General features: G+C 71.7%; 17 protein-coding genes and 1 tRNA gene. 13 read left to right on the top strand and 5 right to left on the bottom strand.

Features of this window, described 5'->3' with window-relative positions:
* The first annotated feature begins 74 nt into the window (after nucleotides 1-74).
* The 5 genes from ACQPYE_RS07695 to ACQPYE_RS07715 all read left to right on the top strand — a co-directional run bounded on the left by ACQPYE_RS07695 (nucleotide 75) and on the right by ACQPYE_RS07715 (nucleotide 3,536).
* Nucleotides 75-149: transfer RNA gene (locus ACQPYE_RS07695), tRNA-Ile, on the top strand.
* A 275-nt stretch (nucleotides 150-424) separates the two neighbouring features.
* Nucleotides 425-1,495 (top strand): sigma-70 family RNA polymerase sigma factor, encoded by a 1,071-nt coding sequence (locus ACQPYE_RS07700; protein WP_498720240.1) that lies wholly within the window; start codon nucleotides 425-427, stop codon nucleotides 1,493-1,495.
* A gap of 47 nt (nucleotides 1,496-1,542) precedes the next feature.
* Nucleotides 1,543-2,949 (top strand): DHA2 family efflux MFS transporter permease subunit, encoded by a 1,407-nt coding sequence (locus ACQPYE_RS07705; RefSeq protein WP_498720241.1) that lies wholly within the window; start codon nucleotides 1,543-1,545, stop codon nucleotides 2,947-2,949.
* A 22-nt stretch (nucleotides 2,950-2,971) separates the two neighbouring features.
* A complete protein-coding gene (locus ACQPYE_RS07710) occupies nucleotides 2,972-3,202 on the top strand; it encodes a ribbon-helix-helix domain-containing protein (protein WP_053720052.1) in 231 nt (76 codons plus the stop codon).
* A complete protein-coding gene (locus ACQPYE_RS07715; RefSeq protein WP_498720243.1) occupies nucleotides 3,189-3,536 on the top strand; it encodes a type II toxin-antitoxin system PemK/MazF family toxin in 348 nt (115 codons plus the stop codon). The genes ACQPYE_RS07710 and ACQPYE_RS07715 overlap by 14 nt, the downstream gene beginning before the upstream one ends.
* A 51-nt stretch (nucleotides 3,537-3,587) precedes the next feature.
* Here the strand turns inward: ACQPYE_RS07715 and ACQPYE_RS07720 are convergent, their stop codons facing one another.
* Together ACQPYE_RS07720 and ACQPYE_RS07725 are read right to left on the bottom strand one after the other, a co-directional pair.
* Nucleotides 3,588-3,782 carry a ferredoxin gene (locus ACQPYE_RS07720; RefSeq protein WP_498720244.1) on the bottom strand — a complete coding sequence of 65 codons (195 nt, stop codon included), beginning with the start codon at nucleotides 3,780-3,782 and terminating at the stop codon, nucleotides 3,588-3,590.
* The gene (locus ACQPYE_RS07725) at nucleotides 3,779-4,978 is read right to left on the bottom strand and encodes a cytochrome P450 (protein ID WP_498720246.1); all 1,200 of its coding nucleotides are present in this window, start codon (nucleotides 4,976-4,978) and stop codon (nucleotides 3,779-3,781) included. The genes ACQPYE_RS07720 and ACQPYE_RS07725 overlap by 4 nt, the downstream gene beginning before the upstream one ends.
* A gap of 187 nt (nucleotides 4,979-5,165) precedes the next feature.
* Between ACQPYE_RS07725 and ACQPYE_RS07730 the strand changes: the two genes are divergently transcribed.
* Genes ACQPYE_RS07730 through ACQPYE_RS07740 form a run of 3 tightly spaced genes read left to right on the top strand, consistent with a single transcriptional unit; the run spans nucleotide 5,166 to nucleotide 7,122 of the window.
* Nucleotides 5,166-6,038 carry an ABC transporter ATP-binding protein gene (locus tag ACQPYE_RS07730; protein ID WP_498722859.1) on the top strand — a complete coding sequence of 291 codons (873 nt, stop codon included), beginning with the start codon at nucleotides 5,166-5,168 and terminating at the stop codon, nucleotides 6,036-6,038.
* The gene (locus tag ACQPYE_RS07735) at nucleotides 6,035-6,886 is read left to right on the top strand and encodes an ABC transporter permease (RefSeq protein ID WP_498720247.1); all 852 of its coding nucleotides are present in this window, start codon (nucleotides 6,035-6,037) and stop codon (nucleotides 6,884-6,886) included. The genes ACQPYE_RS07730 and ACQPYE_RS07735 overlap by 4 nt, the downstream gene beginning before the upstream one ends.
* Nucleotides 6,883-7,122, top strand: a complete 240-nt coding sequence (locus tag ACQPYE_RS07740) for a helix-turn-helix transcriptional regulator (RefSeq protein ID WP_123743524.1) — start codon at nucleotides 6,883-6,885, stop codon at nucleotides 7,120-7,122. The genes ACQPYE_RS07735 and ACQPYE_RS07740 overlap by 4 nt, the downstream gene beginning before the upstream one ends.
* A 59-nt stretch (nucleotides 7,123-7,181) precedes the next feature.
* Here the strand turns inward: ACQPYE_RS07740 and ACQPYE_RS07745 are convergent, their stop codons facing one another.
* Nucleotides 7,182-7,391 (bottom strand): hypothetical protein, encoded by a 210-nt coding sequence (locus ACQPYE_RS07745; RefSeq protein WP_498720248.1) that lies wholly within the window; start codon nucleotides 7,389-7,391, stop codon nucleotides 7,182-7,184.
* Between the two features lie 135 nt (nucleotides 7,392-7,526).
* Nucleotides 7,527-8,111: a TetR/AcrR family transcriptional regulator gene (locus ACQPYE_RS07750; RefSeq protein ID WP_498720249.1), complete on the bottom strand. Its 585-nt coding sequence runs from the start codon at nucleotides 8,109-8,111 to the stop codon at nucleotides 7,527-7,529.
* 61 nt (nucleotides 8,112-8,172) lie between these two features.
* Between ACQPYE_RS07750 and ACQPYE_RS07755 the strand changes: the two genes are divergently transcribed.
* From ACQPYE_RS07755 to ACQPYE_RS07775, 5 genes are all read left to right on the top strand, one after another.
* On the top strand, nucleotides 8,173-9,276 hold the full coding sequence (locus ACQPYE_RS07755) for an FAD-dependent monooxygenase (RefSeq protein ID WP_498720250.1): 1,104 nt from the start codon (nucleotides 8,173-8,175) through the stop codon (nucleotides 9,274-9,276).
* 199 nt (nucleotides 9,277-9,475) lie between these two features.
* Nucleotides 9,476-10,636: a nitric oxide synthase oxygenase gene (locus tag ACQPYE_RS07760; RefSeq protein ID WP_498720251.1), complete on the top strand. Its 1,161-nt coding sequence runs from the start codon at nucleotides 9,476-9,478 to the stop codon at nucleotides 10,634-10,636.
* Nucleotides 10,637-10,754: 118 nt separating this feature from the next.
* The gene (locus tag ACQPYE_RS07765; protein ID WP_498722860.1) at nucleotides 10,755-11,846 is read left to right on the top strand and encodes a Re/Si-specific NAD(P)(+) transhydrogenase subunit alpha; all 1,092 of its coding nucleotides are present in this window, start codon (nucleotides 10,755-10,757) and stop codon (nucleotides 11,844-11,846) included.
* Nucleotides 11,843-12,166, top strand: a complete 324-nt coding sequence (locus tag ACQPYE_RS07770; RefSeq protein WP_498720252.1) for an NAD(P) transhydrogenase subunit alpha part 2 — start codon at nucleotides 11,843-11,845, stop codon at nucleotides 12,164-12,166. The genes ACQPYE_RS07765 and ACQPYE_RS07770 overlap by 4 nt, the downstream gene beginning before the upstream one ends.
* Nucleotides 12,163-13,530: an NAD(P)(+) transhydrogenase (Re/Si-specific) subunit beta gene (locus ACQPYE_RS07775; RefSeq protein WP_498720253.1), complete on the top strand. Its 1,368-nt coding sequence runs from the start codon at nucleotides 12,163-12,165 to the stop codon at nucleotides 13,528-13,530. Before ACQPYE_RS07770 ends, ACQPYE_RS07775 begins: the two co-directional genes overlap by 4 nt.
* Here ACQPYE_RS07775 and ACQPYE_RS07780 read toward each other — a convergent pair.
* Nucleotides 13,527-15,575 carry an EAL domain-containing protein gene (locus tag ACQPYE_RS07780; RefSeq protein WP_498720254.1) on the bottom strand — a complete coding sequence of 683 codons (2,049 nt, stop codon included), beginning with the start codon at nucleotides 15,573-15,575 and terminating at the stop codon, nucleotides 13,527-13,529. The genes ACQPYE_RS07775 and ACQPYE_RS07780 overlap by 4 nt on opposite strands.
* Between the last annotated feature and the right edge of the window lies 1 nt (nucleotide 15,576).

Genomic DNA, 15,576 nt, shown 5'->3' on the forward strand with positions numbered 1-15,576 from the left:
CAGCTTGGTCACGCCACCCGGGTTGTCGAGACGCGGGGGAGCCTCCCTCTGTACCCTCCGGAACCGCACGTCAGGGGGCGGTAGCTCAGCCGGTCAGAGCAGCGGACTCATAATCCGTCAGGTCGTGGGTTCGAACCCCACCCGCCCCACTGTCGGTGCCGGTCAGGAGGGTGGCGTTGATCCGGTGCGTGGTCAACGCCGCTCTTCGCCCACTTCACGGGCACAGTACGGCCCGGGATGTCTCCGTTGCGCCCGACATCCGGGTAGCGCCGCGCTGTCGGCGACCGAGGCGTGGTGACTGACACCTTTCCGGGTCCGGCGGTGTCTGTACCTCCGAGAGCAGCGTTCCGCCCGCACGACCAGGCCGGGTCAGGCCGGGGTGGTGTGGGCGGGGACCGGGGAGTGGGGAGGCACCGTGCAGGGGATGTCGGCGGTCAGGGGGATCGACGCGTCGGTCCGCGGGCAGCGAGGGGCGGGGGAGTTGCTCGCGTCGGCACGTGGCGGGGACGGGGAGGCGTTCCGGGGGCTCGTGGAGCCGTACCGGCGGGAGTTGCAGGTCCACTGCTACCGCTTCCTCGGCTCCGTGCAGGACGCGGAGGACGTGGTGCAGGAGACGTTGTTGGCGGCGTGGCGGGGGATCGGGGGGTTCGAGGAGCGGGCGTCGGTGAGGACGTGGCTCTACCGGATCGCGACCAACCGGTGCCTGAACGCCTTGCGGGCCGGTGGTCGTCGGTCGAACGACCGCGTGGCCCACCGAACGGAGGTCCCGTTGCCCGAGCCGTCCCACCGCCGTGCCGAGCCGAGCTGGCTGGAGCCGTACCCCGACGCGCTGCTCGACGAGATCGCCGACCACGCGCCAGGACCGGAGGCGCGCTACGAGGTCCGGGAGTCCGTGTCGTTGGCCTTCCTCACCGCCTTGCAGGAACTGCCGCCGAAGCAGCGGGCCGTGCTGGTGCTGCGGGACGTGCTGGGGTTCCGGGCGGCCGAGGTCGCGGACATCCTCGACACCTCCGAGGACGCGGTCGCCGCCGCCTTGAAACGAGCCCGCCGCACGCTCGCGCGCGAACTCCCGAGCCGGGAGAGCGCGCCGCTGCCCAACTCGCCGCGGGAACGCCGGGTCGTGGACGACTTCGCCCGCGCGTTCCAGGCCGGCGACGTGGACGCGGTCGTGGAGCTGCTGGCGAACGACGCGCGGCTGACCATGCCGCCGATGCCGCTGGAGTACCGGGGCCCGGCCGACATCCGCCACTTCCTGGCCACCGTGGCGCTGCGCGACGGGATGCGGCACGTGCTGGTCCCGACGCGCGCCAACGGCCAACCGGCCTTCGGCTTCTACCTGCGCGACCCCCGGACGCCGATCCTGCACGCGCACGGCGTGCTGGTGCTGACCCTGGCCGGCGACCGGATCACCGGGCTGACCCGGTTCCACGACAACTGCTTCCTCCCCCTCTTCGGGCTTCCGCGATCACTGCGCGCCTCCATCGGCAGCGCATGACCGCGGACGCGAACGGCCGGGGAACGGTGAGCACGGGAACGGGACGGATGACGTCCAAGCAGGCGTGGACGTTGGGGCTCGCCTCGCTGGCGTCGTTCATGATGGCCCTGGACAGCCTGGTCGTGACCACCACGCTGAGCACGATCCGCGCGGACCTGGCGGCGTCGGTCGAACAACTCGAATGGGTCGTCAACGCGTACAACCTGACGTTCGCGGTGCTGCTGCTCACCGGCGCCGCGCTGGGTGACCGGTTCGGCCGCCGCAAGGTGTTCGGCGCCGGTCTGGCGCTGTTCACCGTCGCGTCGGTGGCGTGCGCGCTGGCCCCGGACATCGTCTACTTGATCATCTTCCGCGCGTCGCAGGGCGCGGGCGCCGCGATGGTGCTGCCGCTGTCGCTCACGCTGATCACCGCGGTCTTCCCGCCGCGGGCGCGCGGCAGGGCGATGGGCCTCTACCTCGGCCTCACCGGTCTGGCCACGTTCAGCGGCCCGTTCATCGGCGGCGCGATCGCGCAGGGCCTGGCCTGGCAGTGGATCTTCTGGCTGAACCTGCCGATCGGCGTCGTCGCGATCCTGCTCGCCAGGCGGCGGGTGGACGAGAGCACCGGCCCGAACGACAAGCTCGACCTGGGCGGACTCGTGCTGGTGACCGTGGGCGCGTTCGGCCTGATCTGGGCGCTGGTGCGGGGCAACGCGGCGGGGTGGGGCAGCACCGAGGTCGTCGCCTCGACCGTGATCGGTGTCGTGCTCATGATCTCGTTCGTGCTCTACGAGAAGCGCGCGCCGCGACCGATGGTCCCGATGGGGTTGTTCAGGCTGCGGGCGTTCGCCACGGCCAACCCGGCGAACTTCCTGGTGTTCGCCTCGCTGTACGGCACGATGTTCTTCCTCGCGCAGTACTTCCAGGTCGTCCGGGGCCACGGTCCGCTCGTCGCCGGCCTGATGCTGATGCCGTGGACCGGCACGCTCATGGTGTGCGCGCCGATCGCCGGTCGCCTGGTCGACCGGGTCGGCGAGCGGGAGTTCGTCGTCTGCGGCCTGTTCCTGCAAGCGGTCGGCATGGCGTGGATCGCGGTCGTCGTCGACACCGACACGTCCTACCTGGAGATCCTGCCCGCGCTGGTCATCGGCTCGATCGGCATCACGGCGGCGATGCCCGCCGCGCAGAAGGCGGTCGTCGGCGCGGTGCCGGCGCGGCGGATCGGCCAGGCGTCCGGCGTCTTCATGATGCTGCGCATGTTCGGCGGCGTGTTCGGCACCTCGGTGTCGGTCGCCGTCTTCGGCGCCACCGGCGGCTACGCGACGGCCGCGGAGTTCAGCGCCGGCTTCTCGGCCTCGATGACGGCGGTCGCCGCGCTGGCGTTCGCCGGCGCGCTGATCGGGCTCGCGATGCCGGGCAGGCGGCCCGCCCCGGCCGAGGCGGCGACGCCCGCGGGCCAGGTTCCTACCGGGTAGCACCGGAGGTAGCATCGACGGTATGAAAATCAGTGTGAGCCTCCCCGAGGAGGACGTAGAGTTCGTTGATCGCTACCTGCGGCAACATCGGAGCGCATCGCGATCGTCGGTGATCCACCAGGCGATCACGCTGCTGCGCGAGGCGGGTCTCGAGAACGCCTACGCGAGCGCGTGGGAAGAGTGGGAAGCCGGAGGGGACGCCGACATGTGGGACGTGACCGCGTCGGACGGTGTCCTCGATGCGGCGAGGTGACATCTACTGGGTGGACCTGGAGCCGGCGCAGGGCGCCGAGGCCAACAAGATCCGCCCGGCCGTGGTCGTCAGCAACGACGCGGCGAACCGGGCCGCCGGACGGGGCGGTCGGGGTGTGGTGACGGTCGTGCCGATCACCTCCAACACCGCGAAGGTGTACCCGTTCCAGGTGCTGCTGCCCGCCAAGGACTGCGGGCTGGGCGCGGACTCCAAGGCGCAGGCCGAGCAGGTGCGCACGGTCACCGCGGCCAGGCTCCGCGCCAGGATCGGCGGCCTGCCGCCCGCGGTGCTCAAGCAGCTCGACGACGCACTGCGCGTGCACCTGTCGCTCTGAGCCGCCGGTCACCGCCCGGGACCGCCCGAAGACGGCCCCCGGCGGCTCACGTCACCCCACGACGCGGATGGCCCCGGCCGGGCAGAGGTGCGCCGCTTCACGCGCCGCCGTCTCGTGCTCGCCCGTGGGGGACGGTTGCAGCAGCACGACCGTCCCGTCCACCTCGTCCTGGTCGAACACCTCGGCGTCGGTCAACGCGCACATGCCCGCACCCGCGCACCGGTCCGGATCAACTTCGACCTTCACGAGAACTCCACCGGCAGCTCGTGCACCCCGTAGATCGCCATGTCGGTGCGCATCCTGACATCCTCGACGGGCACGCCGAGCCGCAGGTCCGGGAACTCCCGGAACAGCGCGGCGAACCCGACCCTCATCTCGATCCGCGCCAACTGCTGCCCGAGGCACTGGTGCACTCCGTGGCCGAACGCGAGGTGTCCGGCCGCGGACCGCCGGACGTCGAACTCGTCCGGCCGCTCGAACCGCGCCGGGTCGCGGTTGGCGGCGGCCACGGAGATCGAGACCGACTCGCCCGCCTTGACCACCACGCCGCCGAGCTCCACGTCCTCCAGCGCCGTGCGCAGCGTGCCGAACTGGATGATCGACAGGTACCGCATCAGCTCCTCGACCGCGTTGTCCACCAACGACGGGTCGGCCTTCAGCAAGGCCAGCTGCTCGGGGTGCCGCAGCAGCAGCAACGTGCCGATGCCCAGCATGTTCGCCGTGGTCTCGTGGCCGGCGACGAGCAGGAGCAGCCCCATGTTGGCGACTTCCTCGTCGGTCAGCTCGCCGGTGGCGACCAACCCGGACAGCATGTCGTCGCCCGGCTCGACGTGCTTGCGCTTCGCCAGCTGGAGCACGAAGTCCTCCAGTCGCTCGAACGCCTCCATGATCTCCTCGAACGTGGAGTCGAGCCGCAGCGCCTTGGCGGTGTCCTCCTGGAACCCCGCCCGGTCCTCGTAGGGCACGCCGAGCAGCTCGCAGATGACCATCGACGGCACCGGCAGCGCGAAGTCCGCCACCAGGTCCGCCGACGTGCCGGCCGCGCGCATCGCGGCCAGGTGCTCGGCCACGATCTGCTCGATCCGGGGCATCAGCTGGTTCATCCGCCGCACGGTGAACTGGCCGGTCAGCAGCTTGCGGTAGCGGGTGTGGTCGGGCGCGTCCATCGCGATGAACATGCCCGGCTTGGCCGCCGGCCGTTGCGGCACAGGCTTGCCGGCCACCTTCCGCGGTGAGTGCTGAAGCTCGGCCCGGCTGCTGAACCGGCGGTCGGCGTGCACCTCGCGGGCCAGCTCGTAGTTGGTCACGAGCCACCCCAGGTGCCCGTCGGGGAACGTCATCCGGCTGATCGGGGCGCGCTCGCGGAGCAACCCCAGCTCCGCGGGCGGGTCGAACACCGTGCTGCGTTGGCTCGGCAGCTCGGCGGACAGCGTTTCGGTCATCTCGCACACCTCCCAGTGCGTTAAGGGACCTCCTTCGCAACATACGGAAGTTTCAGGAAGCCGTGAAGTAAATAAGCCGTAAGGGAACAGCTGTAGTACTGCTGATAGCAGGTGTGCTACAAAATGGCCGAGAACTCAGACAAGGGGGAGGTGAGGGTCCTTGGTCATCGAGGTGCGCGATCTGCGGATGCGCTACGGCACGACGGACGTGCTGCACGGGGTCGACTTCACCGCGGGCCCGGGTGAGGTGGTGGCCCTGCTCGGGCCCAACGGCGCGGGCAAGACCACCACGATCGAGATCCTGGAGGGCTTCCGGCTGCCCTCCGACGGTCACGTCCGGGTGCTGGGCGTCGACCCGGCCGTGGGCGACGAGGCCTGGCGCGCCCGGCTCGGCGTGGTGCTGCAGTCGTGGCGCGACCACGGCCGCTGGAAGGTGCGCGAGCTGCTGCACCACCTGGGCCGCTACTACGCGCCCTACGCCACGCCGCGCCAGCCGCGGCCGTTCGACACCGACGAGCTGATCGAGACCGTCGGCCTGGCCGAGCACGCGCACAAGAAGATCAGCAGCCTCTCCGGCGGCCAGCGGCGGCGGCTGGACGTGGCGATCGGCATCGTCGGCAAGCCGGACCTGCTGTTCCTGGACGAGCCGACGGCCGGGTTCGACCCGCACGCGCGGCGGGACTTCCACGACCTGGTGCACCGGCTGTCGGACCTGGAGGGCATGACGATCCTCCTCACCACGCACGACCTGGCCGAGGCGGAGAAGCTGGCCGACCGGATCCTGGTGCTGGCGGGCGGCCGGATCATCGCCGACGGCAGCCCGGACCAGCTCAGCCGCGGGGTCGCGGGCAAGTCCGAGGTCCGCTGGACGCACGACGGCCTGCGGCACGTGCACACGGCCGAGGACGCGACGGCGTTCGTGCGCGACCTGTTCCGCCAGCACGCGACGGGCATCTCCGAGCTGGAGGTGCGCCGCAGCACGTTGGAGGACACCTACATGGCACTCGTGCAGCGGCACGAGAGCGGCCAGGCGACCGAGGAGGAGGTGGCGATCCGGTGAACACCAAGGCACAGGCCATCCGGCTCGGCGTAGACCGCGGTGTGCGCGAGTTCCGCCACTCCCTGGGCAGCTCGGACCAGTGGTACAACGTGTTCACCGGGCTGGCCGCGCTGACCGTGCTGTGGTTCCAGCGCGACTCGCCCGTCGACGGCGCCGGCCTCTCGCTCGCCGCGCTCACCCTGCCCGGCATGCTCGGCATGGGGATGGTGTTCGGCGCCCTGGTCGGGCCCGCCGGCCAGCTCTCGACCAACCGGGAGGACGGCACGCTGCTGCGCGCCAAGGCGGTGCCGCACGGGATGGTCGGCTACCTGGTCGGCCGGACCGTGCAGACGTCGCTGGACTCCCTGTCCGGTCTGCTGATCGTGCTGGTGCCGGGCCTGTTCCTGGTGAACGTGCTGGCGCACGCGGGCGTGGGCGGCATCCTCGGCCTGCTCGCCGTGCTGGCGTTCGGCATGGTGTCCATGCTGCCCTGGGGCGCGGTCGCCGGGTCGATCACCAAGAGCCCGGGCGGCGCGATGGGCATCACCATGCTGCCGATGATGGGCATCGTGGCGATCTCGGGCATCTTCTACCCGATCACCGCGATGCCCGGCTGGTTGCAGGGGGTGGCCCAGGTGTTCCCGGTGTACTGGGCCGGTCACGGCGCCAGGGCGGCGCTGCTGCCGGACTCGGCGGCGGCCGCGGAGCTCGGCGGCTCCTGGCGGATCCTGGAGATGACGGGCGTGCTCGGCGTGTGGACGGTGGTCGGCTTCCTGCTTGCGCCTACGATCCTGCGTCGGATGGCTCGGCGGGAGTCCGGCTCGGACATGGAGCAGCGCCGACAGGCGGCGTTGCAGAGGGTGCGATGAGTGAAAGCGTCTACAACCGGATCGCGATGCTGCGCGCGGAACGGGGAGTGTCACGCCGGCAGCTCTCCGAGGCGTTGGGCATCCACTACCAGACCGTCGGCTACCTGGAACGGGGCGAGTACAGCCCCAGCCTGTACCTGGCGCTGCGCATCGCGCAGTACTTCGAGGTGCCGGTGGAGGTCGTGTTCTCGACCGACCCGTTCCCCCGGCTGGGCAGCACCGAGCGATCCGCGTAGACGAGGAGGGGCGGTGCCGCCGGGCGCCGCCCCTCGCCGTCACCCCAGCTCCGCCTCGATCACCACCGCCCGGTCCGGGTGGCCGACGTACGTCCGGGCGGGATCGCGCAGCCCTCGGCGGCCGGCCACTCGTCCAGCTCGTCGCCGGCGAAGCCCGGGTCGACCGCGTAGGTGACCCGGTGCCCCCGGTTCACCAGTTCGGTGACGACGGGCAGCGTCGGGTTGACGTGTCCGTGGCCGGGGATGTTGAGGAAAGCGATGTGCGACAAGGGGATCTCCGCTTGAGGTCGGGTCGGCTCGATGACCCCCTCACGCGTGGCGCGCGGGGGTTGACGGCTGCCCTGAGCTCAGAGGTGCTCGACGCGGAAGGCCCACGTGCGATCAACGGTAGAGCCGGTCGCCACTCATCTTCCGAGCACGGCGCGCAACGCCGCGCGGATCGCGAGGGCCAGCTCGGCGCGGCTCTCCGGGGTACCCGGGGTGGGCGCGGCGAGCGCGCCCGCGCCGACCAGCCGGTCGAACACGAGGCCGTCGAGGAACGCCACCAGGTCGCGGCTCTGCCGCTCCGGGTCCTCCGCGCCCAGCGCCGCCAGCAGCTCCCGCGCCCGTGCCCGCGGCCGTTCGCCGTGGGCCAGGATGCCGTGCAGCTCGGGGTGGTGGGTGGCCTCCAGCAGGCACGCGTACCGGGCCAGCGTGCGCTCGCGGGCGGTGGTCATCCACTGGTCGAACACGTGCGCGAGGGCCTCGGCGAGCAGGTCGGGGTCGCGCGGGAGGTTCCTGCCCGCGTCGACCACCTCGGTGTTGTCGAGATCGGCCAGCCGCTGCACGACGCCCTCGACGAGCGCCTTGCGGGTGCGGAAGTAGGCCGAGGTCGAGCCGGGGGGCACGCCGGCCTCCGCGTCCACCGCGCGGTGGGTCAGCCCGCGCATGCCCTTGGTGGCCACCACGTGGATCGCCGCGTCGGCGAGGGCGGCCATGCGCTCCGTCACAGTGCGTCCTCCTTCTACACCTGTAGAGTACGGATCTCTACAGATGTAGAAGGAGTGGGGTATGAAGGCAGTCGTAGTGGGTGGTGGCCTCGGCGGTGTCACGGCGGCGGTGGCCTTGCGGCACGTCGGGTGGGAGGTCGAGGTGCTCGAACGCGCGCCGGAGTTCGGCGAGGTGGGCGCGGGTGTCGGCGTGATGCCGAACGCCATGCGGGCGCTGGCGGCCCTGGGGCTGGCCGACGACGTGCGGCGGATCGGCACGCCCGGGGTGGCCGGGTCCATCCGCGACCCGAAGGGGCGGACGCTGACGCGCGTGGACCCGTCGCACCAGGACCGCGTGGTCGCCGTGCACCGGGCGGACCTGCACCGGGTGCTGCGGTCGGCGCTGCCGCCGGAGTCCCTGGTCACGGGTGCCGAGGTGCGGTCGCTGGACGAGGTGGACGCGGACCTGGTGGTCGCCGCGGACGGCATCCGCAGCCGCGCCCGGCAGGCGCTGTTCCCCGCATTGCCCCAGCCGGTGTACGCGGGCACCACGGCGTGGCGCAGCGTGACGGCGACCCGGTTCCCGGCGGACCTCGGCATCAGCCAGACCCTCGGTCCCGGCACGGAGTTCGGCGTCCTCCCGCTGGGTGACGGCCGGGTCTGCTGGTACGCGGCCACGATCGCGCCCGCCGGCGACCGCTCGGCCGACGAGCTGGGCGAGGTGCGCCGGCTCGTCGCCGACTGGCACGACCCCATCCCCGACCTGCTGGACGCCACGCCGCCGGACGCCGTGCTGCGGCACGACATCCACGAGCTCGCCGCGCCGCTGCCGTCCTACGTGCGCGGCCGGGTGGCGCTGCTCGGCGACGCCGCCCACGCGATGACCCCCTACCTGGGGCAAGGCGCGTGCATGGCGATCGAGGACGCCGTGGTGCTGGCCGCCGCGTGCGCCCGCGCCGAGGACGTGCCGACCGCGCTCGCCGACTACGACCGGCAACGCCGGCCGCGCACGCAGCGGATGGCGAGGGCGTCGCGGGTGCTCGGGCGGGTGGGCCACAAGCTGCGCAACCCGGTGGCCGTGCTGGTGCGCGACGCCGCGATGCGGGCGGTCCCGGCGTCGGTGGGCTCGGCCAGGGCGTCGAAGTTCCTGGCCTGGACGCCGCCGTCGTTGTCGCCCGGAAGGTGAAAAGATGAGTGATATAAGTCACAAGTAGCTGCGGAAGCGCAGGTGAGTAACGATCGAATATCACTCGTTTTCGCAGGGTGAGTCACTCTTCTGCGCGATCAAGCACTCACTCTGCGACACCAACAGGGCGGTATTGCCTCCCCTCGGTGCCCGGCACGGCGGTGCAGCAACCACGAAAGGGCAACTACGGTGTGCCGCCATGGCCCCCGTCCCCTCGTGTCCGGCTGAAGCCATTCCCCTGCGCGACACCGCCGCCTCCACCGTCGACCTCGCCGAGGCCGAAGAGTTCATCCGACTGCACCACGCCGAGCACCCGGAGCTCGGCGTGGCCGAACCACGCCTGGCCGAGGTGCACGCCGAGGTCGCCGCCACCGGCACGTACCGCCACACCCCCGACGAGCTGACGTTCGGCGCACGGGTGGCGTGGCGCAACAGCGCGCGCTGCATCGGGCGGCTGTACTGGCGCAGCCTCAAGGTCCGCGACCTGCGCGAGCTGCGCGACCCCAAGGAGATCGCGGACGAGTGCGTCGAGCACCTCAAGCTCGCCGCCAACGGCGGCAAGGTCCGCCCCGTGATCAGCGTGTTCGCGCCCGACGAGCCGGGCAGGCCCGCGCCGCGGATCCGCAACGAGCAGCTGATCCGGTACGCGGGCTACGTCGGCTCGGACGGCGGCGTGCTGGGCGACCGGCGCAACGCCGAGCTGACCGCGAAGGCCATCGACATGGGCTGGCGCCCGCCCGCCCGGCGGGGGCCGTTCGACGTGCTGCCGCTGATCGTGGAACGGGAGGACGCCGAGCCGGCCATGGTCGAACTGCCGCCCGACGCGGTGCTGGAGGTGCCGATCGGCCACCCCGAGCTGCCGTGGCTGGCCGACCTCGGGCTGCGCTGGCACGCCGTGCCCGCGATCAGCAACATGCGGTTGCGCATCGGGGGGATCGACTACCCGGCCGCGCCGTTCAACGGCTGGTACATGGGCACCGAGATCGGCGCGCGCAACTTCGCCGACGGCGACCGGTACGACCTGCTGCCCTACCTGGGCAGGCGGATGGGCCTGGACACCTCGTCGGTGCGGACGCTGTGGCAGGACCGGGTGCTGGTCGAGCTGAACCGCGCGGTGCTGCACTCGTTCGCGGTGGCGGGCGTGACCATCACCGACCACCACACCGAGTCGGACCGGTTCCTCACGCACATCAAGAAGGAGGAGGAGGCGGGCCGCTCGTGCCCGGCGGACTGGACGTGGATCGTGCCGCCGATGTCGAGCGGGATCACCAGCGTCTTCCACCGGTACTACGACAAGCGCGAGCTGGTGCCGAACTTCTTCGCCGGCGACACCGAGGGCGTCTGCCCGGTGATCCACTGAGCGCCCCGGCGATCAGCCGGGGCCCCGGAAGGTCTCAGCAAGACGTATGTACGGTCAACGTTAAGGCCCAGCTGTGGCGTAGATCACCTTCGGCGGTCTAGGGTGACTCTCCGTGAGAGTGGGCATACCCGTCGAGGCGCGGCCCGCTGAGCGCCGCGTAGCCGGTCTACCGGAAACGGTGACCACGCTGATCGGTGCCGGACTCACGGTGGACGTGCAAGCCGGAGCGGGCAGACACGCCCACGCCTCGGACGCCGCCTACCGCGCAGCCGGTGCGAACGTCATCGCCGACCACCCGGCCGGGCGGTCCGACGTGATCGTCTCCGTCCAACCACCGACCCCCGAGCAGGCCGCCGCCCTCCGCGAGGGCGACATCACGATCAGCTTCCTGCAACCCCACGGCGAGCCCGAGCTGATCGAGGTGCTCAAGGCCAACAAGGTCACCGCGTTCAGCCTCGACCTGCTACCCCGGGTGACCAGGGCGCAGTCCGCGGACGCCCTGTCGTCGCAGGCACTGGTGGCGGGGTACCGGGCGGTGCTGGAGGCGGCCAACCGGCTGCCCAGGTTCCTGCCCATGTTCACCACGGCGGCGGGCACCATCCCGCCCGCCAAGGTGCTCGTCCTCGGCGCGGGCGTGGCCGGGTTGCAGGCCATCGCCACCGCACGACGCCTCGGCGCCGTGGTCGAGGCCTACGACGTGCGCGCGGCGGCCAAGGACGAGGTCAAGAGCCTCGGCGCGCGGTTCCTCGAACTGGACCTCGAAACGCAGCAGGGCGTGTACGCCGAAGCGCAGTCGGAGACGTTCCTGGAACGCCAGCGCGAGCTGATCGCGGACCGGGTCGCCGCCTCCGACGTGGTGATCTCCACCGCCGCCATTCCCGGCCGCAAGGCGCCCGTGCTGGTCACCAACGACATGCTCAAGGCGATGGCGCCCGGCTCGGTCGTGGTCGACCTGGCCGCCGAGTCCGGAGGCAACGTCACCGCGAGCAGCCCGGGCGAGGAGACCTGGGTCGGCGAGGTGCTGGTCTACGGCGCGCGGAACATGCCCAGCGGCATGCCCGTGCACGCCAGCAGGCTCTACGCGCGCAACGTGGCCAACCTCCTCATGATGATGACCGAGGACGGTCAGGTGGTCCCCGACCTCACCGACGAGGTGCTGTCCGGCTGCTGCCTCACGCACGCGGGCGAGCTGAGGAGGGAGCTGCCGTGATCGACCTGTTGACGATCTTCGTGCTGGCCGTGTTCGTCGGCTTCGAGGTCGTGTCGAAGGTCTCCACGATCCTGCACACGCCGCTGATGTCGGGCGCGAACGCGATCCACGGCGTGATCCTGGTCGGCGCCATCCTCATCACCGGCCGGGCCGAGGGCGCGCTGGAGATCGCGCTCGGCCTCGCCGCGGTCTTCCTGGCCACCGTCAACGTGGTCGGCGGCTTCGTGGTGACCGACCGGATGCTGGAGATGTTCAAGGGCCACAAGGCGGGCCGGCCCGTCAAGAGCGGGACCGACGGGCACGAGGGGGTGGGTGAGTGAGCCCCACCTGGGTCCAGCTCGCGTACCTGGTCGCCGCGCTGTGCTTCGTGCTGGCGCTCAAGGGCCTGAGCACGCCGAAGCACGCCCGCGCGGGCAACCTGGTCGGCGCGGCGGGCATGGCGCTGGCCGTGGTCACGGCGTACGTCCACGGCGCCGTGCACAACGGGCTGCTGATCGTGCTCGCCGTGGTCGCGGGCGTGGTGGTGGGCATCCCGGCGGCGCGCTCGGTGAAGATGACCGCCATCCCGCAGATGGTGGCGCTGTTCAACGGCGTCGGCGGCGCGGCGGCGGCGCTGGTGGCGTTGACCGAGTTCCTGGCCGTGCCGCACGGCTCGGTGGCGTTCCAGCTCGCCACCGTGCTCACCGTGCTGATCGGCTCGGTCAGCTTCTCCGGCAGCGTGGTCACGTTCCTCAAGCTCCAGGAGGTCATGACCACCCGGCCGGTGCTGCTGCCCGCCGGTCGGCTGCTCGGCATCGGCGCGGCCGCGGTGAGCGCGCTGCTCGCGCTGGCGGTAGTGCTGACCGGGAACGGCCTGCTGCTGGTGCTGCTGGCGGTGGCGGGTCTCGCGCTGGGCGTGCTGTTCGTGCTGCCGGTGGGCGGCGCGGACGTGCCGATCGCGATCTCGCTGCTCAACGCGTTCACCGGGCTGGCCGTCGCCGCGTCCGGCTACGTGCTGGCCAACACCCTGCTGATCGTCGCGGGCACGCTCGTCGGCGCGTCCGGCACGATCCTGACCCGGCTGATGGCCCAGGCCATGGGCCGGCCGCTGACCAACATCCTGTTCGGCGCGTTCCAGGCGACCGCGGCGACCGCGACCACCGACGAGCAGCGCACCGTCCGCTCCGGCACGGTGGAGGACGTGGCGATCCTGCTCGGGTACGCCCACTCCGTGCTGGTGGTCCCCGGTTACGGCCTGGCCGTGGCGCAGGGCCAGCACGCGGCGCGGGAGCTGGCGCAGGTGCTGGAACAGCGCGGCATCACCGTGCTCTACGGCATCCACCCGGTCGCGGGGCGGATGCCGGGCCACATGAACGTGCTGCTCGCCGAGGCGGACGTGCCCTACGAGCACCTCAAGGAGCTCGACGACGTCAACCCCGGCATCGGCAGCGTCGACGTGGTGCTGGTGGTCGGCGCGAACGACGTGGTCAACCCCGGCGCCCGGGACGAGCCGAGCAGCCCGATCTACGGCATGCCGATCTTCGACGTGGACCGGGCGAAGGCCGTGGTGTTCATGAAGCGCTCGATGCGGCCGGGCTTCGCGGGCGTGGACAACAGCCTGCTGTACAACCCGAAGACCACCATGCTGTTCGGCGACGCCAAGGAGTCGCTGACCAAGCTGCTGGCCGCGGTGAAGCACGTCTAGGAGGTCTGGGAGCCGGACAGCTCGTACCCCGGCACGACGGGCGCGAGGTGGTCGCCGTACGCGGCGTCCACCTCGACCCGCCGCCACCACGCCGTCCGCTCCTCCGTGGAGAGGTCGGGCACCAGCACCGCCACCCCGTAGTCCCGGATCAGCGGGATCATCAGCTCCACCGCGGTGTGCAGGAACGACCCGTGCGGCTCGGCGAGCCTGCCCACGATCGACGGGTCGAGGACCAGCGCGTCCACCGGCAGCTCGCCGAACAGCGACAGCTCGGCCTGCCCGCCGTTGAACCGGGTCAGCCCGGTGGAGATGCCGTTGTCCCGCAACACCTGGGCGTTGTCGTCGCCCTTGCCCTCGAGCATCGACCGGGTGTCCAGGAAGATCTGCAACCGGGCCGCGGGCAGACCGCTGTCGTCCAACGTCCGCTTCACCGTGCGCACCAGGTCCTCGTCGCGGGACTGCATCGGCGACAGCTCGAAGTACAGGGTGCCGAACGACTCGGGCCCGGCCGCCACGGCGGCGGCCTCGTGCAGCGCCCACTGGCCGAGCGCCAGCGACAGCCCGGTCTCCTCGGCCAGCTCGACGCACTCGTGGTGCCCGACCTCGTCCCAGCGCAGCCGGGCCACGTGGCCGAGCACCCGCCCGCCGGCCAGGTCGACCACCGGTTGGTACTCGACCTCCAGCTCCTGCCCGGCCAGCGCGCCGGGCATCCGCGCCGCCCGCGCCTGCCGTTCCCGCCACCGCTGGTCGGCGTGCTTGTCGTAGGGCAGCCACTGCCGCTTGCCGCACGCCTTGGCCCGGCGCAGGGTCGCGTCGCCCGCGCGCAGGATCTCCGCGACGTCCCACCCGGCGGGCGGCCGGTCGACCACGCCGATGGACGTGGACGGGGCCACGCCGTCGTCGATCGGCTCCCGCAGCGCCTCGTTGATCAGGTCGACCATGTCGGGCACGCTCGGCGTGGTCGGCGAGTTGTCCACCACGATGCCGAACTCGTCGCCGCCGATCCGGGCGACCAGCGCGACGTCGTCCGGGACCAGTGCTTCGAGCCGGCGGGCGACCTCGGTGAGCAGCCGGTCGCCGAACGCGTGACCGAGGCCGTTGTTCACCAGCGAGAACGCGTCGAGGCCGAGGTGGTAGAGCGTGATCCCACCACGTGACGTGCCGTGCAGCGCCTCCAGCCGGGTGGCGAAGCGCTGCCGGTTGGACAGGCCGGTGAGCGGGTCGTGCAGCAGCTGGAAGTCCAGGTTCTTCTGCAGCAGGTGCAGCTCGCTGACGTCCTCGACCATGGTCACGTGGTAGGCGGGCTCGCCGTCCGCGTCGCGCAGCGAGGACACCGCCAGGTGCACCCACACCGGCTCGCCGTCCTCGCGCAGCAGCCGCCGCTGCTCGCGCAGCCCGCCCTCGCCGACCGCCTGGTACCTGGACGCGAGCGTCTCGGCGTCGACCGGGTCGAACAGCTCGACCAGCCGCCGCCCGACCAGCTCGCCCCGGTCGCGGCCGATCATCCCGGCCAGCGCCTCGTTCACCTCGACGCACCGGCCCAGCAGATCGGTGATCACGATGCCGAACGCGGAGGAGTCGAACACCTCGCGGAACCTGGCCTCGCTGACCGCGAGCACGCGTTCGGCGCGCAGCTTGGCCGCCATCAGCGCGCGCTGGACCTCTTCCTGCTGGTCCAGCGCGTCCAGCCGCATCGCGGTGGCGAAGCCGGCGCTCACGCCGCCCAGGATGGCGACGACCTTCTCCGGCAGCCTGGGCACGTCCCGCAGCTCGGGACTGGACAGCAGGGCGTGCCCGAGCACGTCCACCGTGCGCTGCAACGTCTCCGGGCCGGTGAAGTGCGCCTCGACCAGCCGCCGGCCGACCACGCCGACGGGGTCGGCGGCGAACGGCTCGGCCTGGACCGCGTCGGCGATCACGTCCACGAGTTCGAGCAGGTACAGCTCGATCTCGACCGGCGACATCGGCACGTACGCGGTCGGGTAGACTGCCCGCATCCACTCCCGCGCGATGCCCTGCCGCCGGGTCCTAGCGCGTGGCGACATG

This window comes from Actinosynnema sp. CA-299493 (genome assembly GCF_050946825.1).
Taxonomy (GTDB): Bacteria; Actinomycetota; Actinomycetes; order Mycobacteriales; family Pseudonocardiaceae; genus Actinosynnema.